The sequence below is a fragment of the Bradyrhizobium sp. NBAIM01 genome (assembly GCF_020194115.1).
Taxonomy (GTDB): Bacteria; Pseudomonadota; Alphaproteobacteria; order Rhizobiales; family Xanthobacteraceae; genus Bradyrhizobium; species Bradyrhizobium yuanmingense.
Map to the genome: position 1 here is coordinate 235,903 of NZ_JADYVU010000002.1, position 20,531 is coordinate 256,433.

Annotated in this window: 23 protein-coding genes; 7 read left to right on the top strand and 16 right to left on the bottom strand. The window is 64.2% G+C overall.

Annotated features, from left to right (window positions below; translation table 11 throughout):
- Window positions 1–51: 51 nt before the first annotated feature.
- From I6F31_RS07465 to I6F31_RS07480, 4 genes are all read left to right on the top strand, one after another.
- Window positions 52–423 (top strand): DUF883 family protein, encoded by a 372-nt coding sequence (locus I6F31_RS07465; protein ID WP_035998171.1) that lies wholly within the window; start codon window positions 52–54, stop codon window positions 421–423.
- Window positions 424–511: 88 nt separating this feature from the next.
- Window positions 512–967: a hypothetical protein gene (locus I6F31_RS07470; RefSeq protein WP_057028148.1), complete on the top strand. Its 456-nt coding sequence runs from the start codon at window positions 512–514 to the stop codon at window positions 965–967.
- Between the two features lie 167 nt (window positions 968–1,134).
- Window positions 1,135–2,283 (top strand): OpgC domain-containing protein, encoded by a 1,149-nt coding sequence (locus I6F31_RS07475; protein ID WP_035998141.1) that lies wholly within the window; start codon window positions 1,135–1,137, stop codon window positions 2,281–2,283.
- A 90-nt stretch (window positions 2,284–2,373) separates the two neighbouring features.
- Window positions 2,374–2,982, top strand: coding sequence for a TetR/AcrR family transcriptional regulator (locus I6F31_RS07480; RefSeq protein ID WP_035998138.1), 609 nt, complete (start codon window positions 2,374–2,376; stop codon window positions 2,980–2,982).
- On the opposite strand, the gene I6F31_RS07485 is transcribed toward I6F31_RS07480, so the two are convergent.
- From I6F31_RS07485 to urtA, 15 genes are all read right to left on the bottom strand, one after another.
- Complete coding sequence (locus I6F31_RS07485) at window positions 2,979–4,637, bottom strand: HWE histidine kinase domain-containing protein (protein WP_035998135.1); 1,659 nt, start codon at window positions 4,635–4,637, stop codon at window positions 2,979–2,981. The two genes, I6F31_RS07480 and I6F31_RS07485, sit on opposite strands and share 4 nt — an antisense overlap.
- A 300-nt stretch (window positions 4,638–4,937) precedes the next feature.
- Window positions 4,938–5,561 (bottom strand): urease accessory protein UreG, encoded by a 624-nt coding sequence (gene ureG, locus I6F31_RS07490; RefSeq protein WP_025033975.1) that lies wholly within the window; start codon window positions 5,559–5,561, stop codon window positions 4,938–4,940.
- Between the two features lie 39 nt (window positions 5,562–5,600).
- Window positions 5,601–6,329, bottom strand: coding sequence for an urease accessory protein UreF (locus tag I6F31_RS07495; RefSeq protein WP_225146507.1), 729 nt, complete (start codon window positions 6,327–6,329; stop codon window positions 5,601–5,603).
- Window positions 6,310–6,921 (bottom strand): urease accessory protein UreE, encoded by a 612-nt coding sequence (locus I6F31_RS07500; RefSeq protein ID WP_225146395.1) that lies wholly within the window; start codon window positions 6,919–6,921, stop codon window positions 6,310–6,312. Before I6F31_RS07500 ends, I6F31_RS07495 begins: the two co-directional genes overlap by 20 nt.
- Window positions 6,922–6,934: 13 nt before the next feature.
- On the bottom strand, window positions 6,935–7,234 hold the full coding sequence (locus tag I6F31_RS07505; protein WP_035998129.1) for a putative quinol monooxygenase: 300 nt from the start codon (window positions 7,232–7,234) through the stop codon (window positions 6,935–6,937).
- Between the two features lie 129 nt (window positions 7,235–7,363).
- Entirely contained in the window at window positions 7,364–9,079 is a 1,716-nt protein-coding gene (gene ureC, locus I6F31_RS07510) for an urease subunit alpha (RefSeq protein WP_057028153.1), read from the bottom strand.
- Window positions 9,080–9,113: 34 nt separating this feature from the next.
- Window positions 9,114–9,653 (bottom strand): HD domain-containing protein, encoded by a 540-nt coding sequence (locus I6F31_RS07515; RefSeq protein WP_036021623.1) that lies wholly within the window; start codon window positions 9,651–9,653, stop codon window positions 9,114–9,116.
- Window positions 9,654–9,710: 57 nt separating this feature from the next.
- A complete protein-coding gene (locus tag I6F31_RS07520; protein ID WP_026202067.1) occupies window positions 9,711–10,016 on the bottom strand; it encodes an urease subunit beta in 306 nt (101 codons plus the stop codon).
- 9 nt (window positions 10,017–10,025) lie between these two features.
- The gene (locus I6F31_RS07525; protein ID WP_007605424.1) at window positions 10,026–10,328 is read right to left on the bottom strand and encodes an urease subunit gamma; all 303 of its coding nucleotides are present in this window, start codon (window positions 10,326–10,328) and stop codon (window positions 10,026–10,028) included.
- A 38-nt stretch (window positions 10,329–10,366) separates the two neighbouring features.
- Complete coding sequence (locus I6F31_RS07530; RefSeq protein ID WP_225146394.1) at window positions 10,367–11,197, bottom strand: urease accessory protein UreD; 831 nt, start codon at window positions 11,195–11,197, stop codon at window positions 10,367–10,369.
- Window positions 11,198–11,228: 31 nt separating this feature from the next.
- Window positions 11,229–11,924, bottom strand: a complete 696-nt coding sequence (urtE, locus tag I6F31_RS07535) for an urea ABC transporter ATP-binding subunit UrtE (RefSeq protein ID WP_225141073.1) — start codon at window positions 11,922–11,924, stop codon at window positions 11,229–11,231.
- Between the two features lie 88 nt (window positions 11,925–12,012).
- Window positions 12,013–12,774, bottom strand: a complete 762-nt coding sequence (gene urtD, locus I6F31_RS07540) for an urea ABC transporter ATP-binding protein UrtD (protein WP_036021617.1) — start codon at window positions 12,772–12,774, stop codon at window positions 12,013–12,015.
- A 6-nt stretch (window positions 12,775–12,780) separates the two neighbouring features.
- Entirely contained in the window at window positions 12,781–13,950 is a 1,170-nt protein-coding gene (urtC, locus tag I6F31_RS07545) for an urea ABC transporter permease subunit UrtC (protein ID WP_225146393.1), read from the bottom strand.
- Window positions 13,947–15,554: an urea ABC transporter permease subunit UrtB gene (gene urtB, locus I6F31_RS07550; RefSeq protein WP_035998106.1), complete on the bottom strand. Its 1,608-nt coding sequence runs from the start codon at window positions 15,552–15,554 to the stop codon at window positions 13,947–13,949. Before urtB ends, urtC begins: the two co-directional genes overlap by 4 nt.
- Before the next feature lie 84 nt (window positions 15,555–15,638).
- Complete coding sequence (gene urtA, locus I6F31_RS07555) at window positions 15,639–16,961, bottom strand: urea ABC transporter substrate-binding protein (protein ID WP_035998103.1); 1,323 nt, start codon at window positions 16,959–16,961, stop codon at window positions 15,639–15,641.
- 480 nt (window positions 16,962–17,441) lie between these two features.
- Here urtA and I6F31_RS07560 point away from each other — a divergent pair, with 480 nt between their 5' ends.
- The 3 genes from I6F31_RS07560 (at window position 17,442) to I6F31_RS07570 (ending at window position 19,807) form a co-directional block, all read left to right on the top strand.
- Complete coding sequence (locus I6F31_RS07560; protein WP_225134623.1) at window positions 17,442–19,025, top strand: DEAD/DEAH box helicase; 1,584 nt, start codon at window positions 17,442–17,444, stop codon at window positions 19,023–19,025.
- 23 nt (window positions 19,026–19,048) lie between these two features.
- Window positions 19,049–19,336: a translation initiation factor IF-1 gene (gene infA, locus I6F31_RS07565; RefSeq protein WP_035998101.1), complete on the top strand. Its 288-nt coding sequence runs from the start codon at window positions 19,049–19,051 to the stop codon at window positions 19,334–19,336.
- A 258-nt stretch (window positions 19,337–19,594) separates the two neighbouring features.
- Window positions 19,595–19,807, top strand: coding sequence for a cold-shock protein (locus I6F31_RS07570; protein ID WP_035998097.1), 213 nt, complete (start codon window positions 19,595–19,597; stop codon window positions 19,805–19,807).
- A gap of 91 nt (window positions 19,808–19,898) precedes the next feature.
- Here the strand turns inward: I6F31_RS07570 and I6F31_RS07575 are convergent, their stop codons facing one another.
- Window positions 19,899–20,531 (bottom strand): TadE/TadG family type IV pilus assembly protein, encoded by a 633-nt coding sequence (locus tag I6F31_RS07575; protein ID WP_081493699.1) that lies wholly within the window; start codon window positions 20,529–20,531, stop codon window positions 19,899–19,901.

The window sequence follows — 20,531 nt, forward strand, 5'->3', positions numbered from 1 at the left end:
GCGACGAAACGTTCTCCGCCCATCTCAGCCGTCAACAGTTCGGAGCTCCCGATGTCCACGCCCAATGCCGAAGCCGGGATGAGAGACTGGACCGACAAAGCCACCCGAGACCGCCTCGAAAAGGATGTAGCAGCCGTGAAAAGCGATATCGCCGCCCTCACCGACCAGATCACCGACGCGCTCAATACTTTCGCCAACTCCACCAGCAAGCAGGCTCGCCGCGGCTATCGCCAGGCGCGCGAGAACATGGACTCCGCGATGGACGACATGTCCGAGCGCGGCAGCGCGATGATGGAAGCTGCACATGACGCCTACGGCTCGATCGAGGAGACGCTGGAAGAGGCGATCACGCAGCGGCCGCTGGCGACCGTCGGGCTGGCGCTCGGCATCGGCTTCCTGATCGGCGTCGCCTGGCGTCGCTAAGGATGTCGACGCCCATTTGATACGGCGGCGGCACGCCGCCGCTGTTGGCTCGTGACCATTCGGCTGGCGGGGATTGAGGAGCAAGGCCATGTTTCAGCGCATCATCGACGGCATCAGCGCATCAACCGGCACGACGGTTCGGCTGACCTCCCTTGCCGCGGGCGCTGCCTTCGCGCTGCTCGTGACCACAGGCTTCCTCTGTGCCGCCGTCTTCATTTGGGTGCTGCAGAAATATGGCCCGGTGCAGGCTTGTCTTGCCGGCGCCGGCATCTTCTTCCTGTTGACCCTGGCCGCGGCAGGCTCCTATTGGAGCTACAAGCGCGAGGTGCAGAAACGCGCCCAGATCGCGGCCGAGCGCGCCGCGAAATCGGCCGCGCAGAGCATGCTTGCAGATCCGATGCTCCTCGCCACCGGGCTCCAGATCGTTCGTGCCATCGGCGTCAAGCGGCTGCTGCCGATCCTGGCGATCGGGGGCGTCGCCCTGGGCATCCTGGCGAGCCGCGCCGGCGTGTCCGACGAGGTGTCGGCCGAACCTGCCGAGTAGAGTCCGGCATTATAATTACTGCGCGCGCATCTATCTGCATTTCATAGAGCAAGCGGCACATTTGACGCCGTTTGGCGCGGTTCTTCCCTGCTCACGCAAACGCTACTCGGACGAGCAGGCGGTTGCCGTTAAAAGCATCATCCTGATTCCCAAAGCTATTTTGCTCAATGAAACCGTCCGTCAAGGCGAACCTCGCCGCATTCCAGCATGACGCCAGGCTCTATCTGACGCTCGGCATCGCCAATTGGTCCATATTCGTCGACCATATTCCCAACAACGTCGTCAACCTGCTGACGCTGCGCAATTTCGGCTTCAGCGGCGCGGCGGACCTGTTCGTGTTCGTGGTGGGGTATGGGGTCGCCATCATCCATGGCAGGATGGCGCTGGAACGCGGCTACTTGGTCGCGGCGACGCGCATCTTTCGCCGGGTCTGGCGGCTCTATGCCGCCTATGTCGTGCTGTTCGTGATCTATATCGATGCCATCGCCTATGTCGCCAGGCAATCGATGGCGCCGGAGATCATCCACCAATACAACATCTCCGGAATTCTCGAGCATCCACTGCGCATCCTGGTCCGCGGTCTCGTGCTCCAGGAAGAGCCGCTGAACCTTGACCTGCTGCAGCTGATGGTCCCGCTGATGGCGTTCTTTCCGTTCGCGTTGTGGGGCCTGCTGCGGGGCCCGAACCTGACGCTGGCGGCATCGGTCGCGCTGTATCTCGCCGCACGCTGGTTCGACTGGAATTTTCGGATCTATCCGGACGGGGAATGGACCTTCAATCCGCTGTGCTGGCAGATGTTGATGGTGCTGGGCGGCTGGTTCGCCGTGACGGGCGCTCCGGGACGTGCGCTGCACGGCATGTCCTGGCTGCGGATCCTCGCCGGCGCCTACCTGGTCTTCGCGATGGCCGTCACCTTGATGCGCCATTCGCCGGCGCTGTCGGCTTACCTGCCCGATCTGCTCCTCAACAGCATCGCTCCGACCGACAAGGAAAACCTCGCTCCCTATCGGGTGGTCCACTTCCTCGCCCTCGCGTTCATTGCCACCCATCTCATTCCGGCGGATCACCCCGGCCTGAGATGGAAACCGCTGCAAGCGGTGATCGCATGTGGTGAGGAATGGCTCGCGGTATTCTGCGTCGCCGTGTTCCTATCCTTCGCTGGCCACCTCATCCTAATCACCGGGCCGAACCTGGCGGTGATGCAGGTGGCGGTGAGCATCACCGGCTTCGCGGCGATGACCGGGCTCGCCTACTACATCGCCTGGTCGAAACGGCAGGATCTGCCGGCAGCCCTGCGGCAGCAGGCCCAGAGCTGATCGCTTCGCGACGAAATCGTGCGATTCTGCTAGGCCGAATGCCGCCCCTGGGCTATGCCGGGACCCTGCGTGAGGAGACCGGGCGTGGCGATGGCGAAAGACGGGCGTGAAGAGGCGGAGCGCGCGCCCCGGCGCGGCCGGCCAAGGTCGATTGAGACCACCAACGCCATCCTCGAAAGCGCCTATGCACTGATGGCGACCACCGGCCTTGCCGCCACCACCATCGATGCGATCGCACGGCACTCCAGCGTCTCCAAGATGACGATCTACAAATGGTGGCCGTCGCGGGAAGCGCTGCTGATCGACGCCTTCCTCCACCATGCGTCGCAGATGCTGCCGCTGCCGCCCGCGAGCGCGGGCACGCCCGCGGCGCGCGCGCGGCGCCACGCCGCCGCCTATGCCGAGGCGCTGCAGGGCGAGTTCGGCAAGGTGCAGCTCGCCGTCGTCTCCGAATGCATTTCCAAGACCGGGTCGGCCGAGCTGTTCTACGCCCGGTACCTGCAATTCCGCCGCGACGCGCTGGTGGACATGATCGCCGCCGGCCAGAAGGACGGCAGCATTCAGGCCGAGGGTCCTCCTGAGAATCTCTACGACGCGATCTATGGCAGCCTGTTCTACCGCTATATCTTCGGCATCGCGCCGATCACACCCGGCTACGCGCGCAGCCTCGTCGATCTGGTGTTGCAACCGAAAGGTTAGCCGCGCACCGGCCTGACCGGCGCCGAGATTTTATCCGTGCGGTCGCGCTCGGTCATGTCGACGACCGTCTCCATCGGCGCGGTCAATTCATAGACGTAGGAGACGTCGGTGAAGAAGCGCTTGGCGGTCCCGCCCAGCGCCTCGGGCGCGACGCGGTCGAGCAGGATCAGGCCGAAATCGGAATCGGGCCGGCGCGTCGCCTCGCTGGTGTTGAACTCCTCCCAGCGGAAATGGAAGACCTCGTCGCCCTCCTCGCCGGTCACCGTCCAGTTGGCGGTGATGTGCGGGTGCTTGCCGACCAGCGACAGGCCCTCGTCGGAATGCGAGGCGAGCTCGAAGAACAGCAGCGACAGGCTCTGTGCGGCACGCGCGCTGACCGCGATGTCGGGGCCGGTGACGGCGATGCGATCGGCATGCGGAATCGCGCGCGCCTCGAACAGGCCCTTCAACTTGACACCCTGCCACTGGCTCTCGCTGAGCAGCGACACCACATTGGACATGGCGTGGATGCGCCCGATCAGGAGCTCGCGCGCGATGTCGATGTCCGAGCCGTGGCGCAAGGTGCGCGTCACGATCGACTGGATCACCGCCAGGATGTTCTTGACGCGGTGGTTGAGCTCGTCGATCACCGCGGTCAACCGCCGCTCGAATCCGATCCTGACCTGGATCTCCCGGCTGAGCCGCAGATTGTTGTAGGCGACGTAACCGAACAGGCCGCACACCATTGCGGTGATGGCAAAGCCGATCGCCGCTACGATGATGGCGGTCTGCTCGGCGCGGCGCACCGAATTGGTCTTCGCGTAATAGCCGAGCTGCCAATCGCGGCCACCGAAGCTCACCGTGCGCGTCGCCGACGGGGCCCCGTCCGCCGCCGCGATCCGCGTCGAGACCACGCCCTGATCATTGGCGATCAGCTCGCCGCCGTCCTTGCGCGGATCCCTGAGCGCCACCGCGAACAGCGACATGTCGTCATTGGCCAGCATCAGCGAGGCGAGCTCGTAGGAAAATGTGACGAAGCCGGCCGGCTCCGTCGCACCCTCGGGAACGACTGGCGCGGCCACGATGATGCCGATCGGCCCGTTTCCGCGGATCAACGGCACCGGGTCGGAGGCAACCGACCTCTTTTGGGCGCGCGCCCGCGTGAGCATCGCGCTGCGAACCGGATCCTGATCGTAGCTGCGGCCGGGCAAGGCCGTGGTCTCGTTGCTGCGCGGCTCGAGATCCAACAGCACGTCGATCGGCTGGGTGACATCGGCAGGATTGATCGGCTTGTCGTCAAACGAGCGGATCTGCGGATTCGGGAAGCCGGCGCTGGCGATGGCGGCTTGCGCGTCCGCAAGCTCGTTCGGCTTCAGCCGGGCGATCCAGCCGGCCACCACAAAGTCGGTCTTGAAGGCGTAGATCGCCGAGCGCAGCGGCTCCAGCATGTTCGGCTTGATCACCGACGGCGCGCGGAACAGGCCCGAGGCGACACGCGCGAGCAGCTCCCGCTCGGTCAGGCGGTCCTGAACCAGGCTCGCATGCACGTCGATCGCCCGCGCTAGCGCGATCCGGTCCAGCGCCAGCTCCTGGTCGTGGACGCGATAAGCCGCAAGCCCGGAGAGCAAGGCCCCGAGCAGAGCGATGAAGCCGATGATGAAACCCAGCCTGACCACGCGATTACTCAGGCGAAAGCAGGAGGTCGGCAATGAACACGGAGCACATGAACGCCGCTCGAACGGCCAGAGGCCGAAGCAGGGTAAACCCCAGTGGCGGAGATAATGAAGGAGGAGGCATCAGTACGCAACTTGGGTCGCCTGAAAAGCTTAATCCGCCCGGCCGATGGTCTGGCCGGGATGAATTCGCCCCGGGCGCCGGAGGTAGTTAATCGCCGTGTCCGAAATTTGTTCCGTGGGTTGCGGCACGGCCCCAAGCGTTAACGACGAAAAACGCCTGCGCCAACTGGTCGCGTCCGGTCAGCCCGCCCGTTTCAGGCCGCCTTTGGCCTCGATGAAGCCGACGATTCGGTCGAGCCCCTCGCTCTTCTTGAGGTTGGTCATGACGAAGGGACGTTCGCCGCGCATGCGCCTGGCGTCCGTCTCCATCTTCTCCAGGGAGGCGCCGACATGGGGCGCAAGGTCGGTCTTGTTGATGACCAGGAGGTCGGACCGGGTGATGCCGGGGCCGCCCTTGGACGGGATCTTGTCGCCAGCGGCGACGTCGATGACATAGATGGTGAGGTCGGCCAGCTCCGGGGAAAAAGTGGCAGCGAGATTGTCGCCGCCGGATTCGATCAGCACGAGGTCAAGTCCGGGAAACTTGGCGCGCATGTCCGCGACCGCAGCGAGATTCATCGAGGCATCCTCGCGGATCGCCGTGTGCGGACAACCGCCGGTCTCGACGCCGGCGATGCGATCCGGCGTCAGCGATCCCGAACGCACCAGGAACTCCGCATCCCATTTGGTGTAGATGTCGTTGGTGATCGCCGCAATGTCATAGCGCTCGCGCATGGTCTTGCAGAGCAGGTCCATGAGCGCGGTCTTGCCCGATCCGACCGGACCGCCGACGCCGACACGCAAGGGACCGTGAGATTTCGCCATGTGACTCGTTCTCTCCTGATGACTTGACGGCCGCACCGCTCACGACCGAAACAAGCGGGTATATTGCGTCTCGTGCCGCAAGCTGGCGAGATCGGCCCGGAACGTCGCGCTGCCGAGATCATCCAAGGTTGCATTCAGCGCGCGATTGGCGGTGGCGGCGACGGCGGCTTCCAGCTTCACCAGCACACGCTGGCTATCGGTCTGGCCGAGCGGAATGAGCCGGCTGGCGGCGGAAATCCAGTTCGAGACCAGCGCATGCAGGAAGGCGTGCAGCGTCGGCGCCAACGGCACGGCGTGCATCGCGGCAACCACACCCACCGCGACTGGATAGACCAATGGCGCGCCGCATGCCGCGACCGTCGCGTCCAGTCCGTCGGCATCCCACGCGGCGCGCGAGATATCGATGAAGGCGCGGCCCTGCGAGGTCGTCTCCAGCTGCCGCTCGCGCGACGGCACGAAGGCGCTCGCGAGCTCGGCGATCTCGTTCAATGCGGCCGTCTCGCCCGATTCCGTGGCGCGATAGGCGTGGACCAGAAACGTCGCGTCACAGAAGCCGGAGCCGTCGCCGAGCATCGCATCGAGCCAATCCGCCAGCGTCGTCGTGTCGATCACGTCGGCCGCCTCGACCGCCCATTCGATGCCGCTGGAATAGGAGAAACCGCCCACCGGAAATGCCGGCGACAGCCAGGTCATCAACCGGTACAGCGCCGCCGCCTCGCCCTCGGCAAGATCACCGGCGCCGACCGGCTCATTTGTGGTCATGAGCATGCTTGTGGCCGTGGTGATGGTCGGGATGATCGCAATGCTCGTCGTGGTGATGGTGGTGCTCGTGGCTATGGTCGTGCGAGCCATGATCATGGTGGTGGCCATGGTCATGGTGATGATGGCCGCGATCGTGATGCGCATGGTCGTGTCCATGCGCGTGGCCGGCATCGGCGTAGGCGCCGCCTTCGGGATCGAACGGCGCCTCGATCTCGATCACACGCGCGCCAAGGCCCTTCACCATCGCCTCGATGACGTGATCGCGGCGGATGCGCAGGGCCTTGGCCATGATCTGGGTCGGCAGATGACGGTTGCCGAGATGCCAGCCGACGCGCACGAGGTGGTGCGGATCGCGGCCGCGGATTTCGAGCAGCGGCTCGGGCGCCGCGACCACCTCGATCAGCCTTCCATCCTCCAGCACCAGCGCATCCCCGCCGCGCAGCGCGACGGCATGTTCCAGGTCGAGCAGGAATTCGAGACCACGCGTTCCCGTCATCACCATGCGACGACGGTGCCGATCGTCGAAATCGAGCACGACCGTGTCCGACGGAGCTTCCGTGAAGCGGTGCTGTCCCCTGACCTGCGTCGCCCGGATCATGCGTCTTACCTCTTTACCGTGTCTCGACCTTCTCGGGCGTGATGTATTCGATCTTCGGCGGCGCCGTGAAGCATTTCACAGCAACACGGCCGAACGTCTTCATGTGCTCGGCAGCCCGATGCGGCCCCAGCGCTTCCATATTCTCCCACTGTTCGACAAACACCATCTTGGCAGGGTCGGTGACGCTCTCATGCAGGTCATAGGCGATATTGCCGGGCTCTTTCCGCGTCTCCTTGATGCAGGCGGTGGCGGCTGCAATGAATTCGGCGCGCGTCTCGGGCTTGATGGTCAAGGTTGCAACGACGTAGATCACGAGAAATCCTCCCGGCTTTTCTTCTGAGGGTTACGATACCGGGCGGGACATTAGACCAGGCGGGACCGAACGCAAAACCGCAAAAAGCCGTCCCGGGACACCGCCGGGGACATGCGTCGAGGCGCTATTTCAGTACATGAAATATCGCTGCGCCATCGGCAGCACCTCCGCCGGAGCACAGGTCAGGAGCTCGCCATCGGCGCGCACTTCATAGGTCTCCGGATCGACCTCGATATCGGGCGTGGCGTCGTTGTGGATCATGCTCTTCTTGGAGATTTTGCCGCGGGTGTTCTGGACTGCATAGAGCTTCTTCTCGATGCCGAGCTTTCGCGCGAGGCCACCGGTGACCGCGGCCTTGGAGGTGAACACCACCGAGGATGCCGTACGCGCCTTGCCGAACGCGCCGAACATCGGCTGGTAATGCACCGGCTGCGGCGTCGGGATCGAGGCGTTGGGATCGCCCATGGGCGCCGCGACGATGGTGCCGCCCTTGACGATGCAGTCCGGCTTGACGCCGAAGAAGGCCGGCGACCACAGCACGAGGTCGGCAAGCTTGCCCTTCTCGACCGAGCCGATCAGCTTCGACACGCCGTGCGCGATGGCGGGATTGATGGTGTACTTGGCGATGTAGCGCTTGACGCGGAAATTGTCGTTGTCCTTGCCCTTGTCCTGCGGCAGCGACCCGCGCTGCTTTTTCATCTTGTCCGCGGTCTGCCAGGTCCGGATGATGACTTCGCCGAGGCGGCCCATGGCCTGCGAGTCCGAGGACATCATCGAGAGCGCGCCGAGGTCGTGCAGGATGTCTTCGGCCGCGATCGTCTCCTTGCGGATACGGCTCTCGGCGAACGCCAGATCTTCGGCGATGGACGGATCCAGATGGTGGCACACCATCAGCATGTCCAGATGCTCGTCGATGGTGTTGCGGGTGAACGGCCGCGTCGGGTTGGTCGACGAGGGCAGCACGTTCTTCAGGCCGGCGACCTTGATGATGTCAGGAGCATGGCCGCCGCCGGCGCCTTCGGTGTGGAAGGCGTGGATGGTGCGTCCCTTGAAGGCCTTGATCGTGTCCTCGACGAAGCCGGATTCGTTCAGCGTGTCGGTGTGGATCATCACCTGGATGTCGTGATCGTCGGCGACCGACAGGCAATTGTCGATCGCGGCCGGCGTGGTGCCCCAATCCTCGTGCAGCTTCAGCGCACAGGCGCCGGCCCTGATCATCTCGACCAGCGCGGCGGGCCGCGAGGCGTTGCCCTTGCCGGAAATGCCGAGATTGACCGGGAAGGCGTCGAACGACTGGATCATCCGCCCCATATGCCAGGGCCCCGGCGTACAGGTGGTCGCGAAGGTGCCGTGCGACGGGCCGGTGCCGCCCCCCAGCATCGAGGTGACCCCTGACATCAGCGCGTGCTCGATCTGCTGCGGACAGATGAAATGGATGTGGCTGTCGAAGCCGCCGGCGGTGAGGATCTTGCCCTCACCCGCGATCACGTCGGTGCCGGGGCCGATGATGATGGTGACCCCGGGCTGGATGTCGGGATTGCCGGCCTTGCCGATGCCTGCGATCATGCCGTCCTTGATAGCGACGTCGGCCTTCACGATGCCCCAATGGTCCACGATCAGCGCATTGGTGATGACGGTATCGGCCGCGCCCTGCCTGTTGGTGACCTGCGACTGCCCCATGCCATCGCGGATCACCTTGCCGCCGCCGAACTTCACCTCCTCGCCATAGGTGGTGAAATCCTTCTCGACCTCGATGATGAGGTCGGTGTCGGCCAGCCGCACCTTGTCGCCGGTGGTCGGGCCGAACATGTCGGCATAGACGGAACGCTTCATCTTGACGGACATCACAAGCCCCGTTTGCGATTGAATGTCTGGTTGGTCACAGCAAGGCCTTTGCTGCTTTCACGGCGTCATCGAATTTTTCGTCGAGCCACGCATTGCCGCCGCGGCACCCCGCCACGACCTGCGTGGCCCAGGCGATATAGTCGGCGAGATCTTCGCGCTCCCCAGCACTCGGATCGGTTTGAATGCGCGCGCCCGTATTGCTGATCTTGTCGGCGATCTTGATCAGCTTGGCGCCCGGCGATTTGTGGGGCGCGTCCTCGATCTGCTTCTGCCGCCGCTTCGCTTTCGGCAAGCTCATGTCGTCGGTGCACTCGGCAACGAGGGACGCGACCCGATCGGAAAATCTCTGCGCGAGTTCCTCGCGCGTGGTGTCGGTGTCCTCGATGGTATCGTGCAGCCAGCCGGCCGCGACCAGCTCGGCATCGGCGCCGTTGGTCGCGGTCGCGAGCAGGTTCGCGACCTCGGCGAGATGATTGATATAGGGCTCGTTGCCGCGGCCCTTGCGCGCCATGCCGTTATGGCGCTGCGCGGCGAGCTCGGCAGCTTCCGAGACGAGGCGGATTGGCGAGAGCATGGAAATTACCTCCGTTTCCGCCTCAACCATGCCGCGGCGTGCTCGTTCCTGCGGAGGTCACAGCTTCCCCATCACATCGCCGCGGAAGCCGTAGATCGTCTTCTTCCCCGCCATGGCGACGAGTTGAACGTCGCGGGTCTGGCCGGGTTCGAAGCGGACGGCGGTGCCGGCGGCGATGTCGAGGCGCATGCCGCGCGCCTTCTTGCGGTCGAACTTCAGCGCGGGATTGGTCTCGAAGAAATGGTAGTGCGAGCCAACCTGGATCGGGCGGTCGCCGGTATTGGCGACCGTCAGCGTCACGGTCTTGCGGCCGGCGTTGAGCTCGATCTCGCCGTCCTGAATGAAGAGTTCGCCGGGGATCATGCTCTGCTCCTACCTGATCGGCTCGTGCACGGTGACGAGCTTGGTGCCATCAGGAAAAGTCGCCTCGACCTGGATGTCGTGGATCATCTCGGGAATGCCCGGCATCACCTGGTCGCGGGTCAGAACTTGCGCGCCTGACTGCATCAGCTCGGCGACGGTGCGGCCGTCACGCGCGCCTTCCAGAATGAAGTCGGAGATGATCGCGATCGCCTCGGGATGGTTGAGCTTGACGCCGCGGTCCAGCCGGCGGCGGGCCACGATCGCCGCCATCGAGATCAAAAGCTTGTCCTTTTCGCGGGGAGACAGATTCATGCGACATCTCTTCCGTTCAACACGTCAATTCAACCAGTCTAGTTCAGCCAGAGCCGCGGCAGGGCCGCACCGGTGCGCGCCAGCACCGTCATCATGTCGGCGCGCAAGCGCGCCGCATCTTGGGCACAGAACCGCGCCATTGCAAAGCCATTCCAGGCCGAGATTCCGGCTTCGCCGGAGAACGATTCCGACGCCTCGCGGATGCGCTCGACCAGGGCTTCGTCGCCGGGCACGATCAGGGCTGTGCCGATCGCCGCGCCACCTTTGGCGACCGCGGGCCGTGCAAGCTTGGCACCGATATCGCCGTCGAGCCGGACCGTCTCGGCGAACACCAGCCGCCCGCCGCGGCGTAGCCGCCAGCGGTCGACGAACTCGCCCTGCTCCATCCGCTCGCCCATGGCGGTGCGGCCGAACACCACGATCTCGCAGAGCAGGAGCGAGGCCGCCTCGTCGAGGTCGATGTCGAAGCGGCGCTGGACGCGGGCACGGTCGAACAGAATCGTCTCCTGGGGCAGCCAGGCAAGATGCGCGTCCGCGCCGACCTTCAGGGCGATGTTGAGCTGCGCTGCCGCTCCGGGCGTGCGATAGACCTTTTCGGCGGCCGCTGTGGTCAGCGTCAGCCGCGCTGCATCCGCCGCCGCTATCTCGATATCAAAGCGATCACCGCCGGCAACACCGCCGGCCGTGTTGACGAACACGCCGGACAGACCCTGATCTTCCGGCGAGGGAAAGCGGACGCGGAGCGAACCGGATTCATGCAAGGTGCCGCGCCGTGTCACCCCGTCGCGCGCATGCACGTCGAAGCGCACCGCGCCGCGGGCACGGTTTGCCTCAAACACGGTGGATGTGACTGACAATTCGCTGCGCATCCGCCTCCCCAGCCGGTCGCGGCAGAATGGCCTACAGCGCCATCTGGCGGCTGATCTCGGCCGGATCGAGATTGGAGCGGTCGCAGGTGAACTTCACTGCGCCGCGATCCATCACCGCGAAACTGTCGCCGAGTTCGCAGGCAAAGTCGAGATATTGTTCGACCAGCACAATGGCGATGTTGCCGAGATTGCGCAGATACGAGATGGCGCGGCCGATGTCCTTGATGATCGAGGGCTGGATGCCTTCGGTGGGCTCGTCGAGCAAAAGTAGTTTTGGCCGCATCACCAGCGCGCGGCCGATCGCGAGCTGCTGCTGCTGGCCGCCGGAGAGGTCGCCGCCGCGCCGGCCCAGCATGGATTGCAGCACCGGAAACAGCGAGAACACGTCGTCCGGAATGTGCTTGTCCTCGCGCTTGAGCGGGCCGAAGCCGGTCTTGAGGTTCTCCTCGACTGTCAGCAGCGGGAAGATCTCGCGGCCCTGCGGCACGAAGCCGATGCCCTTGCGCGCCCGCTCGTACGGCCTGAGGCCGGTGATATCGCTGCCGTCGAACACGATTGCGCCCGACGAGATCGGATATTGCCCGACCATCGCGCGCAGCAGCGAGGTCTTGCCGACGCCGTTGCGTCCGAGCACGCACGTGACCTTGCCGGGCTCGGCCGAGATCGAGACGCCGCGCAACGCCTGGGCAGCACCGTAAAACAGGTTGATGTCTTTCACTTCAAGCATCGGAAACACCTTTGCGGGCGAATAGCGAATGGCGAGTAGCGAATAGGAGAAGCGGCCAGTCCATTCGCCATTCTGTATTCGCCATTCGCTACCTTCCCAAATACACTTCGATGACCCGCTCGTTGGACGAGACCTGGTCGATGGTCCCTTCCGCGAGCACCGTGCCTTCGTGCAGGCAGGTGACCTTGACGCCAAGCTCGCGCACGAAGGTCATGTCGTGCTCGACCACCATGACGGTGTGGGTCTTGTTGATTTCCTTCAGCAGCTCGGCGGTGAGATGCGTCTCGACGTCGGTCATTCCCGCGACGGGCTCGTCGACCAGCAGCAGTTTCGGATCCTGCGCCAGCAGCATGCCGATCTCCAGCCATTGCTTCTGGCCGTGGCTGAGGCTGCCGGCGAGACGATTGCGAGCCTCGGTGAGGCGGATCGTCTCCAGCACCTTGTCGATGCGTTCGGCCTCCGCCTTGCTGCCGCGCCAGAACAGCGTGCCGCGGACCGAATGGTCGACATTGAGCGCCAGCAGGAGGTTGTCCTGCACGGTCTGGCTCTCGAACACGGTCGGCTTCTGGAACTTGCGGCCGATGCCGAGCTCGGCGATGCGGGTCTCGTCGAGGCGCGTCAGGTCGGTGACGCCGTCGAACAGCACGGTGCCTTCATCCGGCTTGGTCTTGCCGGTGATGATGTCCATCATCGTGGTCTTGCCGGCGCCGTTCGGGCCGATGATGGCGCGCATCTCGCCGGGCTCGAGCGTCAGCGACAGATTGTTGATGGCGTGGAAGCCGTCGAACGAGACGTGCACGCCGTCCAGATAAAGCATCGCGGAGGTCGCGCGGGTGTCCATGACGTTCATGACCGCTTACTCCGCCATCTTGGGTTCGGTGACGCCGTCTTCGGCCGCGGCACTCATGGAGGTGGCGGAGGTGCGTCTTTCCTTCGATTGATCCCACCAGGCATTGAAGGTGCCGACGATGCCCTTGGGCAGCAGCAGCGTCACCAGGATGAACAATGCGCCCAGCATGAACAGCCAGTACGGCGCGAGCACGCCCGAGGTGAAGAACGTCTTGGCGTAGTTGACGACGACGGCGCCGAGCGCCGCGCCGACCAGCGTGCCGCGGCCGCCGACCGCGACCCAGATCACCGCCTCGATCGAATTGCCGGGGGCGAATTCGCTCGGGTTGATGATGCCGACCTGCGGCACGTAGAGCGCGCCGGCAACGCCGGCCATGCAGGCCGACACCGTGAACACGAACAGCTTGTAGGATTCGACGCGGTAGCCGAGGAAGCGCGTGCGCGATTCCGCGTCGCGCACGGCAATCAAGACCTTGCCGAGCTTGGAGGAGACGATGGCGCGGCAGATCAGGAAGCCGATGATCAGCGCCAGACAGCTCAGCGCGAACAACGCGGCGCGCGTCCCCTCCGCCTGGACGTTGAAGCCCAGGATGTCCTTGAAGTCGGTCAGGCCGTTATTGCCGCCGAAACCAAAGTCGTTGCGGAAGAAGGCGAGCAGCAGCGCGTAGGTCATCGCCTGCGTGATGATCGACAGATAAACGCCGGTGACACGTGAGCGGAAGGCGAGCCAGCCGAAGCAGAAGGCGAGCAGGCCCGGTACGACCAGCACCATCAGCGCCGCGAACCAGAACATGTCGAAGCCGTACCAGTACCAGGGCAGCTTCTCCCAGTTCAGGAACACCATGAAGTCGGGCAGGATCGGATTGCCGTAGACGCCGCGGGTGCCGATCTGCCGCATCAGGTACATGCCCATGGCGTAGCCGCCGAGCGCGAAGAAGGCGCCGTGACCGAGCGAGAGGATGCCGCAATAGCCCCAGATCAGGTCGATCGACAGCGCCAGGATGGCGTAGCAGACATACTTGCCCCAGAGCGCGACGAGATAGGTCGGCACCTGCAGGAACGAGCCCGCGGGCAGCAGCAGGTTGGAGAGCGGAATGAGGATGCCGCAGGTCGCGACGACGGCAAGGAAGATCGTCGCGCTGCGGTCCAGCGATCGCGTCAGCATGTGAGGGGTCATGCTTCCACCGCACGGCCTTTGAGCGCGAACAGGCCGCGCGGCCGCTTTTGAATGAACAGGATGATGAGAACCAGGATCGCGATCTTGCCGAGCACGGCACCGGCGACCGGCTCCAGGAACTTGTTGGCGATGCCGAGCGTGAAGGCGCCGACCAGCGTGCCCCAGAGATTGCCGACCCCGCCGAACACCACGACCATGAAGCTGTCGATGATGTAGCTCTGGCCGAGATTGGGGCTGACATTGTCGATCTGCGACAGCGCGACGCCGGCGATGCCTGCAATGCCCGAGCCGAGGCCGAAGGTCAGCGCGTCGACGCGCGAGGTGGCGATGCCCATCGAAGCCGCCATGCGGCGGTTCTGCGTCACCGCGCGCATTTCGAGGCCCAGCGCGGTGTAGCGCAGCATCGCGAGCAGGATCGCGAACACGGCGAGCGTGAAGAGAAGAATCCAGAGCCGGTTATAGGTGATGGTGATCTGGCCGAGTTCGAACGCGCCGCTCATCCAGGAGGGGTTGCCGACCTCGCGATTGGTCGGGCCGAACATGGTGCGTACCGCCTGCTGCAGCACCAGCGACAGGCCCCAGGTCGCGAGCAGCGTCTCCAGCGGGCGGCCATAGAGGAAGCGGATGATGCTGCGCTCGATCAAGACGCCGATCGCGCCGGCGACGAGGAAGGCAAGCGGCACGGCGATCAAGAGCGAATAGTCGAACAGGCCGGGATAGCGGGTGCGGATCACCTCCTGCACCACGAAGGTGGTGTAGGCTCCGATCATCACCATCTCGCCATGCGCCATGTTGATGACGCCCATCACGCCGAATGTAATGGCGAGCCCGATCGCGGCGAGCAGCAGCACCGAGCCGAGCGAGAGACCGTACCAGGCATTCTGCACCATCGACCAGACCGCGAGCGAATTCTGGATCGAGCCGATCGCGCTCGCGGCGGCCTTGGTGACCGAGGCCGGCTGGTCGCCCATGCCGGTGAGCAGCGCCAGCGCATCCTGGTCGCCCCGCGCCTTGAGGGTTGCGACCGCTTCGAGCTTCTCGACCTCGGTGGCGTCGGACTTGAACAGCAGGATCGCGGCTCGGGCCTCAGTGAGCGCCGCCTTGACGGATTTGTTGGCTTCCTTGGCAAGCGCGGCATCGACCGCCTCGAGCGCGGTCTCCTCGTGCGACTTGAAGACGGACTGCGCGGCTTGCAGGCGCGTTCCCAGATCCGGAGACTGCAGCGTCAGGCTCCCGAGTGCGGCGTCGACGCTGCGGCGCAGGCGGTTGTTGAGGCGAACCGCGCTCGCACTGTCGGGAACGCTGGCAACGGCCTCGCCGGTCGCAGCGTCGATCGACTTGCCGTCCGCATCGGTGACGTAGACCTTCTTACTGTCGGGATCGGCCATGAGGCGACCGTCCTGAAGCGCATTGATGATCGGAAAAGCCAGCTTGCTGCCGCTGCCCGCGATCACACCGATCGCCTCTTCCGTGTCGGAAAAATCATCGTTGGCGAATTTGGCGACCGCATCCTCGAACGGACCGGCGAAGGCCGGCAGCGCGAACGCAATCAGGAACAACGAGAGTGCAAGCGAACAGAGACGAGCGGACAAATGGGCTGGCACTGTGAATGACCCCGGCAGAAATGAGTGGAGAAGGCGGCGGGATCGCCGCCCTCTCCGGTCTTGCAATGGAGCGTCAGATCGGGATCAGGAGCCCGAGCCGAGGCACTTGTTGGACTTGGTGTTGAAGTTGCCGCACTTCTTGCCGACCCAGTCGCCGATCAGGTCCTTGGAGCCGTCGAGCTCCTTCGACCAGGCGTCGCCGGGGACGAGGCTCGGGGTCTTCCAGACCACGTCGAACTGGCCGTTGCCCTTGATCTCGCCGATGAACACCGGCTTGGTGATATGGTGGTTCGGGAGCATCTTGGAGGTGCCGCCGGTCAGGTTCTTGGCTTCGATGCCCGGGAGAGCGTCGATGACCTTGTCGGGATCGGTCGACTTCACCTTCTCGACCGCCTTGACCCACATGTCGAAGCCGATCACGTGCGCTTCCATCGGATCGTTGGTCACGCGCTTCGGATTCTTGGTGTAGGCCTGCCACGCCTTGATGAACTTCTCGTTCTCCGGCGACTTGATCGACTGGAAGTAGTTCCAGGCGGCGAGGTGGCCGACCAGCGGCTTGGTGTCGATGCCGGCGAGCTCTTCCTCACCCACCGAGAACGCCACCACCGGGATGTCCTTGGCCTTGATGCCCTGGTTGCCGAGCTCCTTGTAGAAGGGAACGTTGGCGTCGCCGTTGATGGTCGAGACCACTGCGGTCTTCTTGCCGGCCGAGCCGAACTTCTTGATGTCCGCCACGATCGTCTGCCAGTCGGAATGACCGAACGGCGTGTAGTTGATCATGATGTCTTCCTGGGCGACACCCTTGGACTTCAGATAGGCCTCCAGGATCTTGTTGGTGGTGCGCGGATAGACGTAGTCGGTGCCCGCGAGCACCCAGCGCTTCACCTTCTCGTCCTTCATGAGGTAGTCGACGGCAGGGATCGCCTGCTGGTTCGGCGCAGCCCCCGTGTAGAACACGTTACGCTCGCTCTCCTCACCCTCGTATTGCACGGGGTAGAACAGGATGCTGTTGAGCTCCTTGAACACCGGGAGCACCGACTTACGCGACACCGAGGTCCAGCAGCCGAACACGACCGAGACCTTGTTCTTGGTGATCAGCTCGCGCGCCTTCTCGGCGAACAGCGGCCAGTTCGATGCGGGATCGACGACGACGGCCTCCAGCTTCTTGCCGAGCACGCCGCCCTTCTTGTTCTGCTCGTCGATCAGGAAGAGGATGGTGTCCTTCAGCGTGGTTTCGCTGATTGCCATCGTGCCGGACAGGGAGTGGAGTACACCCACCTTGATGGTGTCGTCGGCGGCCTTTGCGCCAGTCAATGAAGCCAGACCGAGCATCAGTCCGGCGGTCGCAGCGAGCACGCCGCGGCGGCTAAATGACGCCGCTATATCGTGAGTGGATTTGTTAAACATGAGTGCCTCATCTCCCTGACGCAGACGTGAAAAACGCTGCGAAACGGCCCCACGGCCGCCTGCGGTTAACGGAATCGCAAGAACCATGCCATGGGCTGGGCACCCATCAACTTATTGAATTTGCAAAACTAATTGCCAGAAATCGAAGTTTCTCCGCAGTCTTGCAGCCTAAATCATAGGCAACATAAATGTATGCGAAAGCGGCAGTCAGACTACTTTCTAAGCAAATCGCCAATTCTGGCTAAATTTCTGGCAGCAGTATTTTTGCACCGCACCCGCTGTTTTGGAGGCAAGTGCCTTGAAAGCGCCCCCTCGATGTTCCATATGAGCGTCCGAGACCTCTTGCGAATCAAGGGGTCGTAGCGAGCCGCGTGTTCTTAAGCCCTCTACGGGCCTCTGGCTTGCCCCATATCATCCAAGCCATCCGACACCCCAAACACGCAGGTGTCTTCTCGACACCCTTTTGCGCGCGCCGCGCTGATGCGCCGGGCGTTCGCTTTTGACATGGAAAGAACCCCTCTTTTGACTTCGTTTCAGGACTTCGGCCTCGCCGAACCCATCGCGCGCGCTCTTCGTGAAGAGAATTACGTCACCCCAACCCCGATCCAGGCCCAAACCATCCCGCTGGCATTGACCGGCCGCGACGTCGTCGGCATCGCCCAGACCGGTACCGGCAAGACCGCGTCCTTCGCGCTGCCGATCCTGCATCGTCTGCTCGAGAACCGCATCAAGCCGCAGCCCAAGACCGCCCGCGTGCTGGTGCTGTCGCCGACCCGCGAGCTGTCCGGGCAGATCCTCGACAGCTTCAACGCCTACGGCCGCCACATCCGCCTGTCCTCGACGCTCGCGATCGGCGGCGTGCCGATGGGCCGCCAGGTCCGCGCGCTGATGCAGGGCGTCGACGTGCTGGTCGCCACCCCCGGCCGCCTGCTCGACCTCGTGCAGAGCAACGGCTTGAAGCTTTCAAGCGTCGAGTTCCTCGTGCTCGACGAAGCCGACCGCATGCTCGACATGGGCTTCATCAACGACATTCGCAAAATCGTCGCCAAGCTGCCGATCAAGCGGCAGACGCTGTTCTTCTCGGCCACCATGCCGAAGGACATCGCCGAGCTCGCCGATTCCATGTTGCGCGACCCCGCCCGTGTCGCGGTGACCCCGGTGTCCTCGACCGCCGAGCGGATCAACCAGCGCATCCTGCAGGTCGACTTCGCGGCCAAGCCGGCCTTCCTGACCAAGCTGCTGCAGGACGAGGCGATCAACCGCGCGCTGGTCTTCACCCGCACCAAGCACGGCGCCGACAAGGTGGTGAAGACGCTGGCCAAGGCCGGGATCGCCGCCAACGCCATCCACGGCAACAAGTCGCAGAACCATCGCGAGCGCACGCTGGCCCAGTTCCGCTCGGGAGAGATCCGCACCCTGGTCGCCACCGACATCGCCGCCCGCGGCATCGACGTCGACGGCATCAGTCACGTCATCAACTTCGACCTGCCGAACGTGCCGGAGACCTACGTCCACCGCATCGGCCGCACCGCGCGCGCCGGAGCCGACGGCACCGCAATCTCGCTGGTCGCGGGCGGCGAGGAGCTCGGCTATCTGCGCGACATCGAGCGGCTGATTCGCGTCGCCCTGCCGCGGGAGGACCACCGCACCGACGCCGGCCGCCGCGATGCCGGTCCCGCCCCGTCGCAGCAACGACAGGGCCGGCCGGGCGGTCGTCCGGGCCAGCGCCCGCAAGGCGCACGCCACGGTGACGGACGTCGCGCCGACGAACGGCATGCCGACGGGCGCCACCATAGTGCCGGCAAGCAAGGCGACGGCAGGCACGGTGAGGGACGCCACGCCGAGGCAAGGCATGCGGACGGACGGCCCGGCAGTGGCCCGAATGCCCCCAAGGGTTCTCGCCGCCGCCGCTCCGGTGGTAAGATGCATTCATCGCCTGTCGACCGTCTGGAACAGCGTTCCGCGCATAGCGCCGGGACCCCTGATGGGATACAAGGCGTTGCCTTTTTGCGCCGCCAGAGTCGGCCAAACAGCCAACCGAACCGCAAACCCTATTCGCACTAGCCGTCCACGACCTGGAGATATCAATGGCTAAGGAAGAGCTGATCCAGTTCGAAGGACTGGTCACCGAAATCCTCCCCGATGCCCGCTACCGCGTGCAGCTCGACGCCGGACACGAGATCGTTGCCTATACCGCCGGCAAGATGAAGAAGAACCGCATCAAGACGCTCGCGGGCGACCGCGTGACGGTGGAGATGTCGCCCTATGACCTCGAGAAGGGCCGGCTGATTTTCCGCCACAAGGACGAACGTCCCAGCACGCCGGGCGGACCGCCCCGTCCCGGACAGCGCGGCGGCCAATTCCGCCGCCGCTAGTCGGCTGCGGCGCGGGTTCGAATTCCGATCTGTAGATTGATCCGCCGTTGACATCGGCGGATCAAAAAATCGTGCGCGTCCGGATTGTTTCGAACCGTTGCTTCCGATAAAATGAATTAATCGATTTTCGGCCGGACGACATTGGCATCCACCGGTACAGCCGGTTCAGACACGCTGACGACCCTTCCAGAAATTCGATCCTAACCCTGCCCGCGCGAGCGGGCTCCGACATAGTGTTATCTGAGAGGGACTACCCCCGTGAGCATGGGAACCGTGAAGTGGTTTAACGCAACCAAGGGCTATGGCTTCATTCAGCCCGACGATGGCGGCCAGGACGTGTTCGTTCACATCAGCGCCGTGGAGCGCGCCGGCCTCGGCTCGCTCCGCGAGGGCCAGAAGATCTCCTACGAGATCGTGGCCGACCGCCGTTCCGGCAAGTCTGCGGCGGACAACCTGCGCGCTGCGGGCTGAGCCCGCCGGGCGCCGGCCCGATCAGCGAGCCAAAGCAAAAAGGCCGTGCGCAACGCACGGCCTTTTTCATGTCACGGGCGGCTGACAGATCTCAACACGTCGACGGCACGTTGTTGTAGGGCACGCAGGTGACCTGACGCGGCCGCGTGTAGGAGAGATCGCTCAGGGTTACGCTCGACTTCAACACGTAGCCGATGGTCGGCGTGTAAGTGTAGTTGGCTTCGCTCAGGATGAGATAGCTCGACGGAATCAAGAGTGCCGGGGGAATCATCGTGGTGACCGTGTCGCCGGCGTTCCGAGCCGAGGTCGCAAGCGTGGCTTGCGTCGCGCCGCTCGCAATCGTGCCGGCCCTGCTCCACTGGACCTTGGCGATGCTGTTGGCGTCGATGTAGATCTGGGAGATCGTGCCCTTCACGAGCGCAGCGTCGTAAGGCATGACGACGGAGATGCTTGCCGTGAACGTATCCTTCATGCCGGCATCGTTGAGCGTGGTCGACTGCGAGGTCAAATCGGACAATGTCCGCGCGATCAACGTGATTTTGCGGTCGATCGCCACGGCGGACGAAAATTCCACGGTGCCGAAGAACATCACCAGCATCAGCGGTACGATGATCGCGAATTCGGTCGCCGCCAGGGCGCGCTTGTCGGCGACGAAGCCGCGCACGGAGCCGCGTGCATTCCTCCAGATGTTCGCAATCGCCCGCATCGGTCCGCCCAGATCCAT

Excerpts from the sequence above, each read along its gene's own strand:
- I6F31_RS07465 (WP_035998171.1), top strand. The coding sequence starts at position 52 with ATGTCCACGCCCAATGCCGAAGCCGGGATGAGAGACTGGACCGACAAA.
- I6F31_RS07470 (WP_057028148.1), top strand. The coding sequence starts at position 512 with ATGTTTCAGCGCATCATCGACGGCATCAGCGCATCAACCGGCACGACG.
- I6F31_RS07475 (WP_035998141.1), top strand. The coding sequence starts at position 1,135 with ATGAAACCGTCCGTCAAGGCGAACCTCGCCGCATTCCAGCATGACGCC.
- I6F31_RS07480 (WP_035998138.1), top strand. The coding sequence starts at position 2,374 with ATGGCGAAAGACGGGCGTGAAGAGGCGGAGCGCGCGCCCCGGCGCGGC.
- ureG (WP_025033975.1), bottom strand. The coding sequence starts at position 5,561 with ATGGCGAAATCTCACGGTCCCTTGCGTGTCGGCGTCGGCGGTCCGGTC.
- I6F31_RS07495 (WP_225146507.1), bottom strand. The coding sequence starts at position 6,329 with ATGCTCATGACCACAAATGAGCCGGTCGGCGCCGGTGATCTTGCCGAG.
- I6F31_RS07500 (WP_225146395.1), bottom strand. The coding sequence starts at position 6,921 with ATGATCCGGGCGACGCAGGTCAGGGGACAGCACCGCTTCACGGAAGCT.
- ureC (WP_057028153.1), bottom strand. The coding sequence starts at position 9,079 with ATGTCCGTCAAGATGAAGCGTTCCGTCTATGCCGACATGTTCGGCCCG.
- I6F31_RS07515 (WP_036021623.1), bottom strand. The coding sequence starts at position 9,653 with ATGCTCTCGCCAATCCGCCTCGTCTCGGAAGCTGCCGAGCTCGCCGCG.
- I6F31_RS07520 (WP_026202067.1), bottom strand. The coding sequence starts at position 10,016 with ATGATCCCCGGCGAACTCTTCATTCAGGACGGCGAGATCGAGCTCAAC.
- I6F31_RS07525 (WP_007605424.1), bottom strand. The coding sequence starts at position 10,328 with ATGAATCTGTCTCCCCGCGAAAAGGACAAGCTTTTGATCTCGATGGCG.
- I6F31_RS07530 (WP_225146394.1), bottom strand. The coding sequence starts at position 11,197 with ATGCGCAGCGAATTGTCAGTCACATCCACCGTGTTTGAGGCAAACCGT.
- urtE (WP_225141073.1), bottom strand. The coding sequence starts at position 11,924 with ATGCTTGAAGTGAAAGACATCAACCTGTTTTACGGTGCTGCCCAGGCG.
- urtD (WP_036021617.1), bottom strand. The coding sequence starts at position 12,774 with ATGAACGTCATGGACACCCGCGCGACCTCCGCGATGCTTTATCTGGAC.
- urtC (WP_225146393.1), bottom strand. The coding sequence starts at position 13,950 with ATGACCCCTCACATGCTGACGCGATCGCTGGACCGCAGCGCGACGATC.
- urtA (WP_035998103.1), bottom strand. The coding sequence starts at position 16,961 with ATGTTTAACAAATCCACTCACGATATAGCGGCGTCATTTAGCCGCCGC.
- I6F31_RS07560 (WP_225134623.1), top strand. The coding sequence starts at position 17,442 with ATGCGCCGGGCGTTCGCTTTTGACATGGAAAGAACCCCTCTTTTGACT.
- infA (WP_035998101.1), top strand. The coding sequence starts at position 19,049 with ATGGCTAAGGAAGAGCTGATCCAGTTCGAAGGACTGGTCACCGAAATC.
- I6F31_RS07575 (WP_081493699.1), bottom strand. The coding sequence starts at position 20,531 with ATGGATCTGGGCGGACCGATGCGGGCGATTGCGAACATCTGGAGGAAT.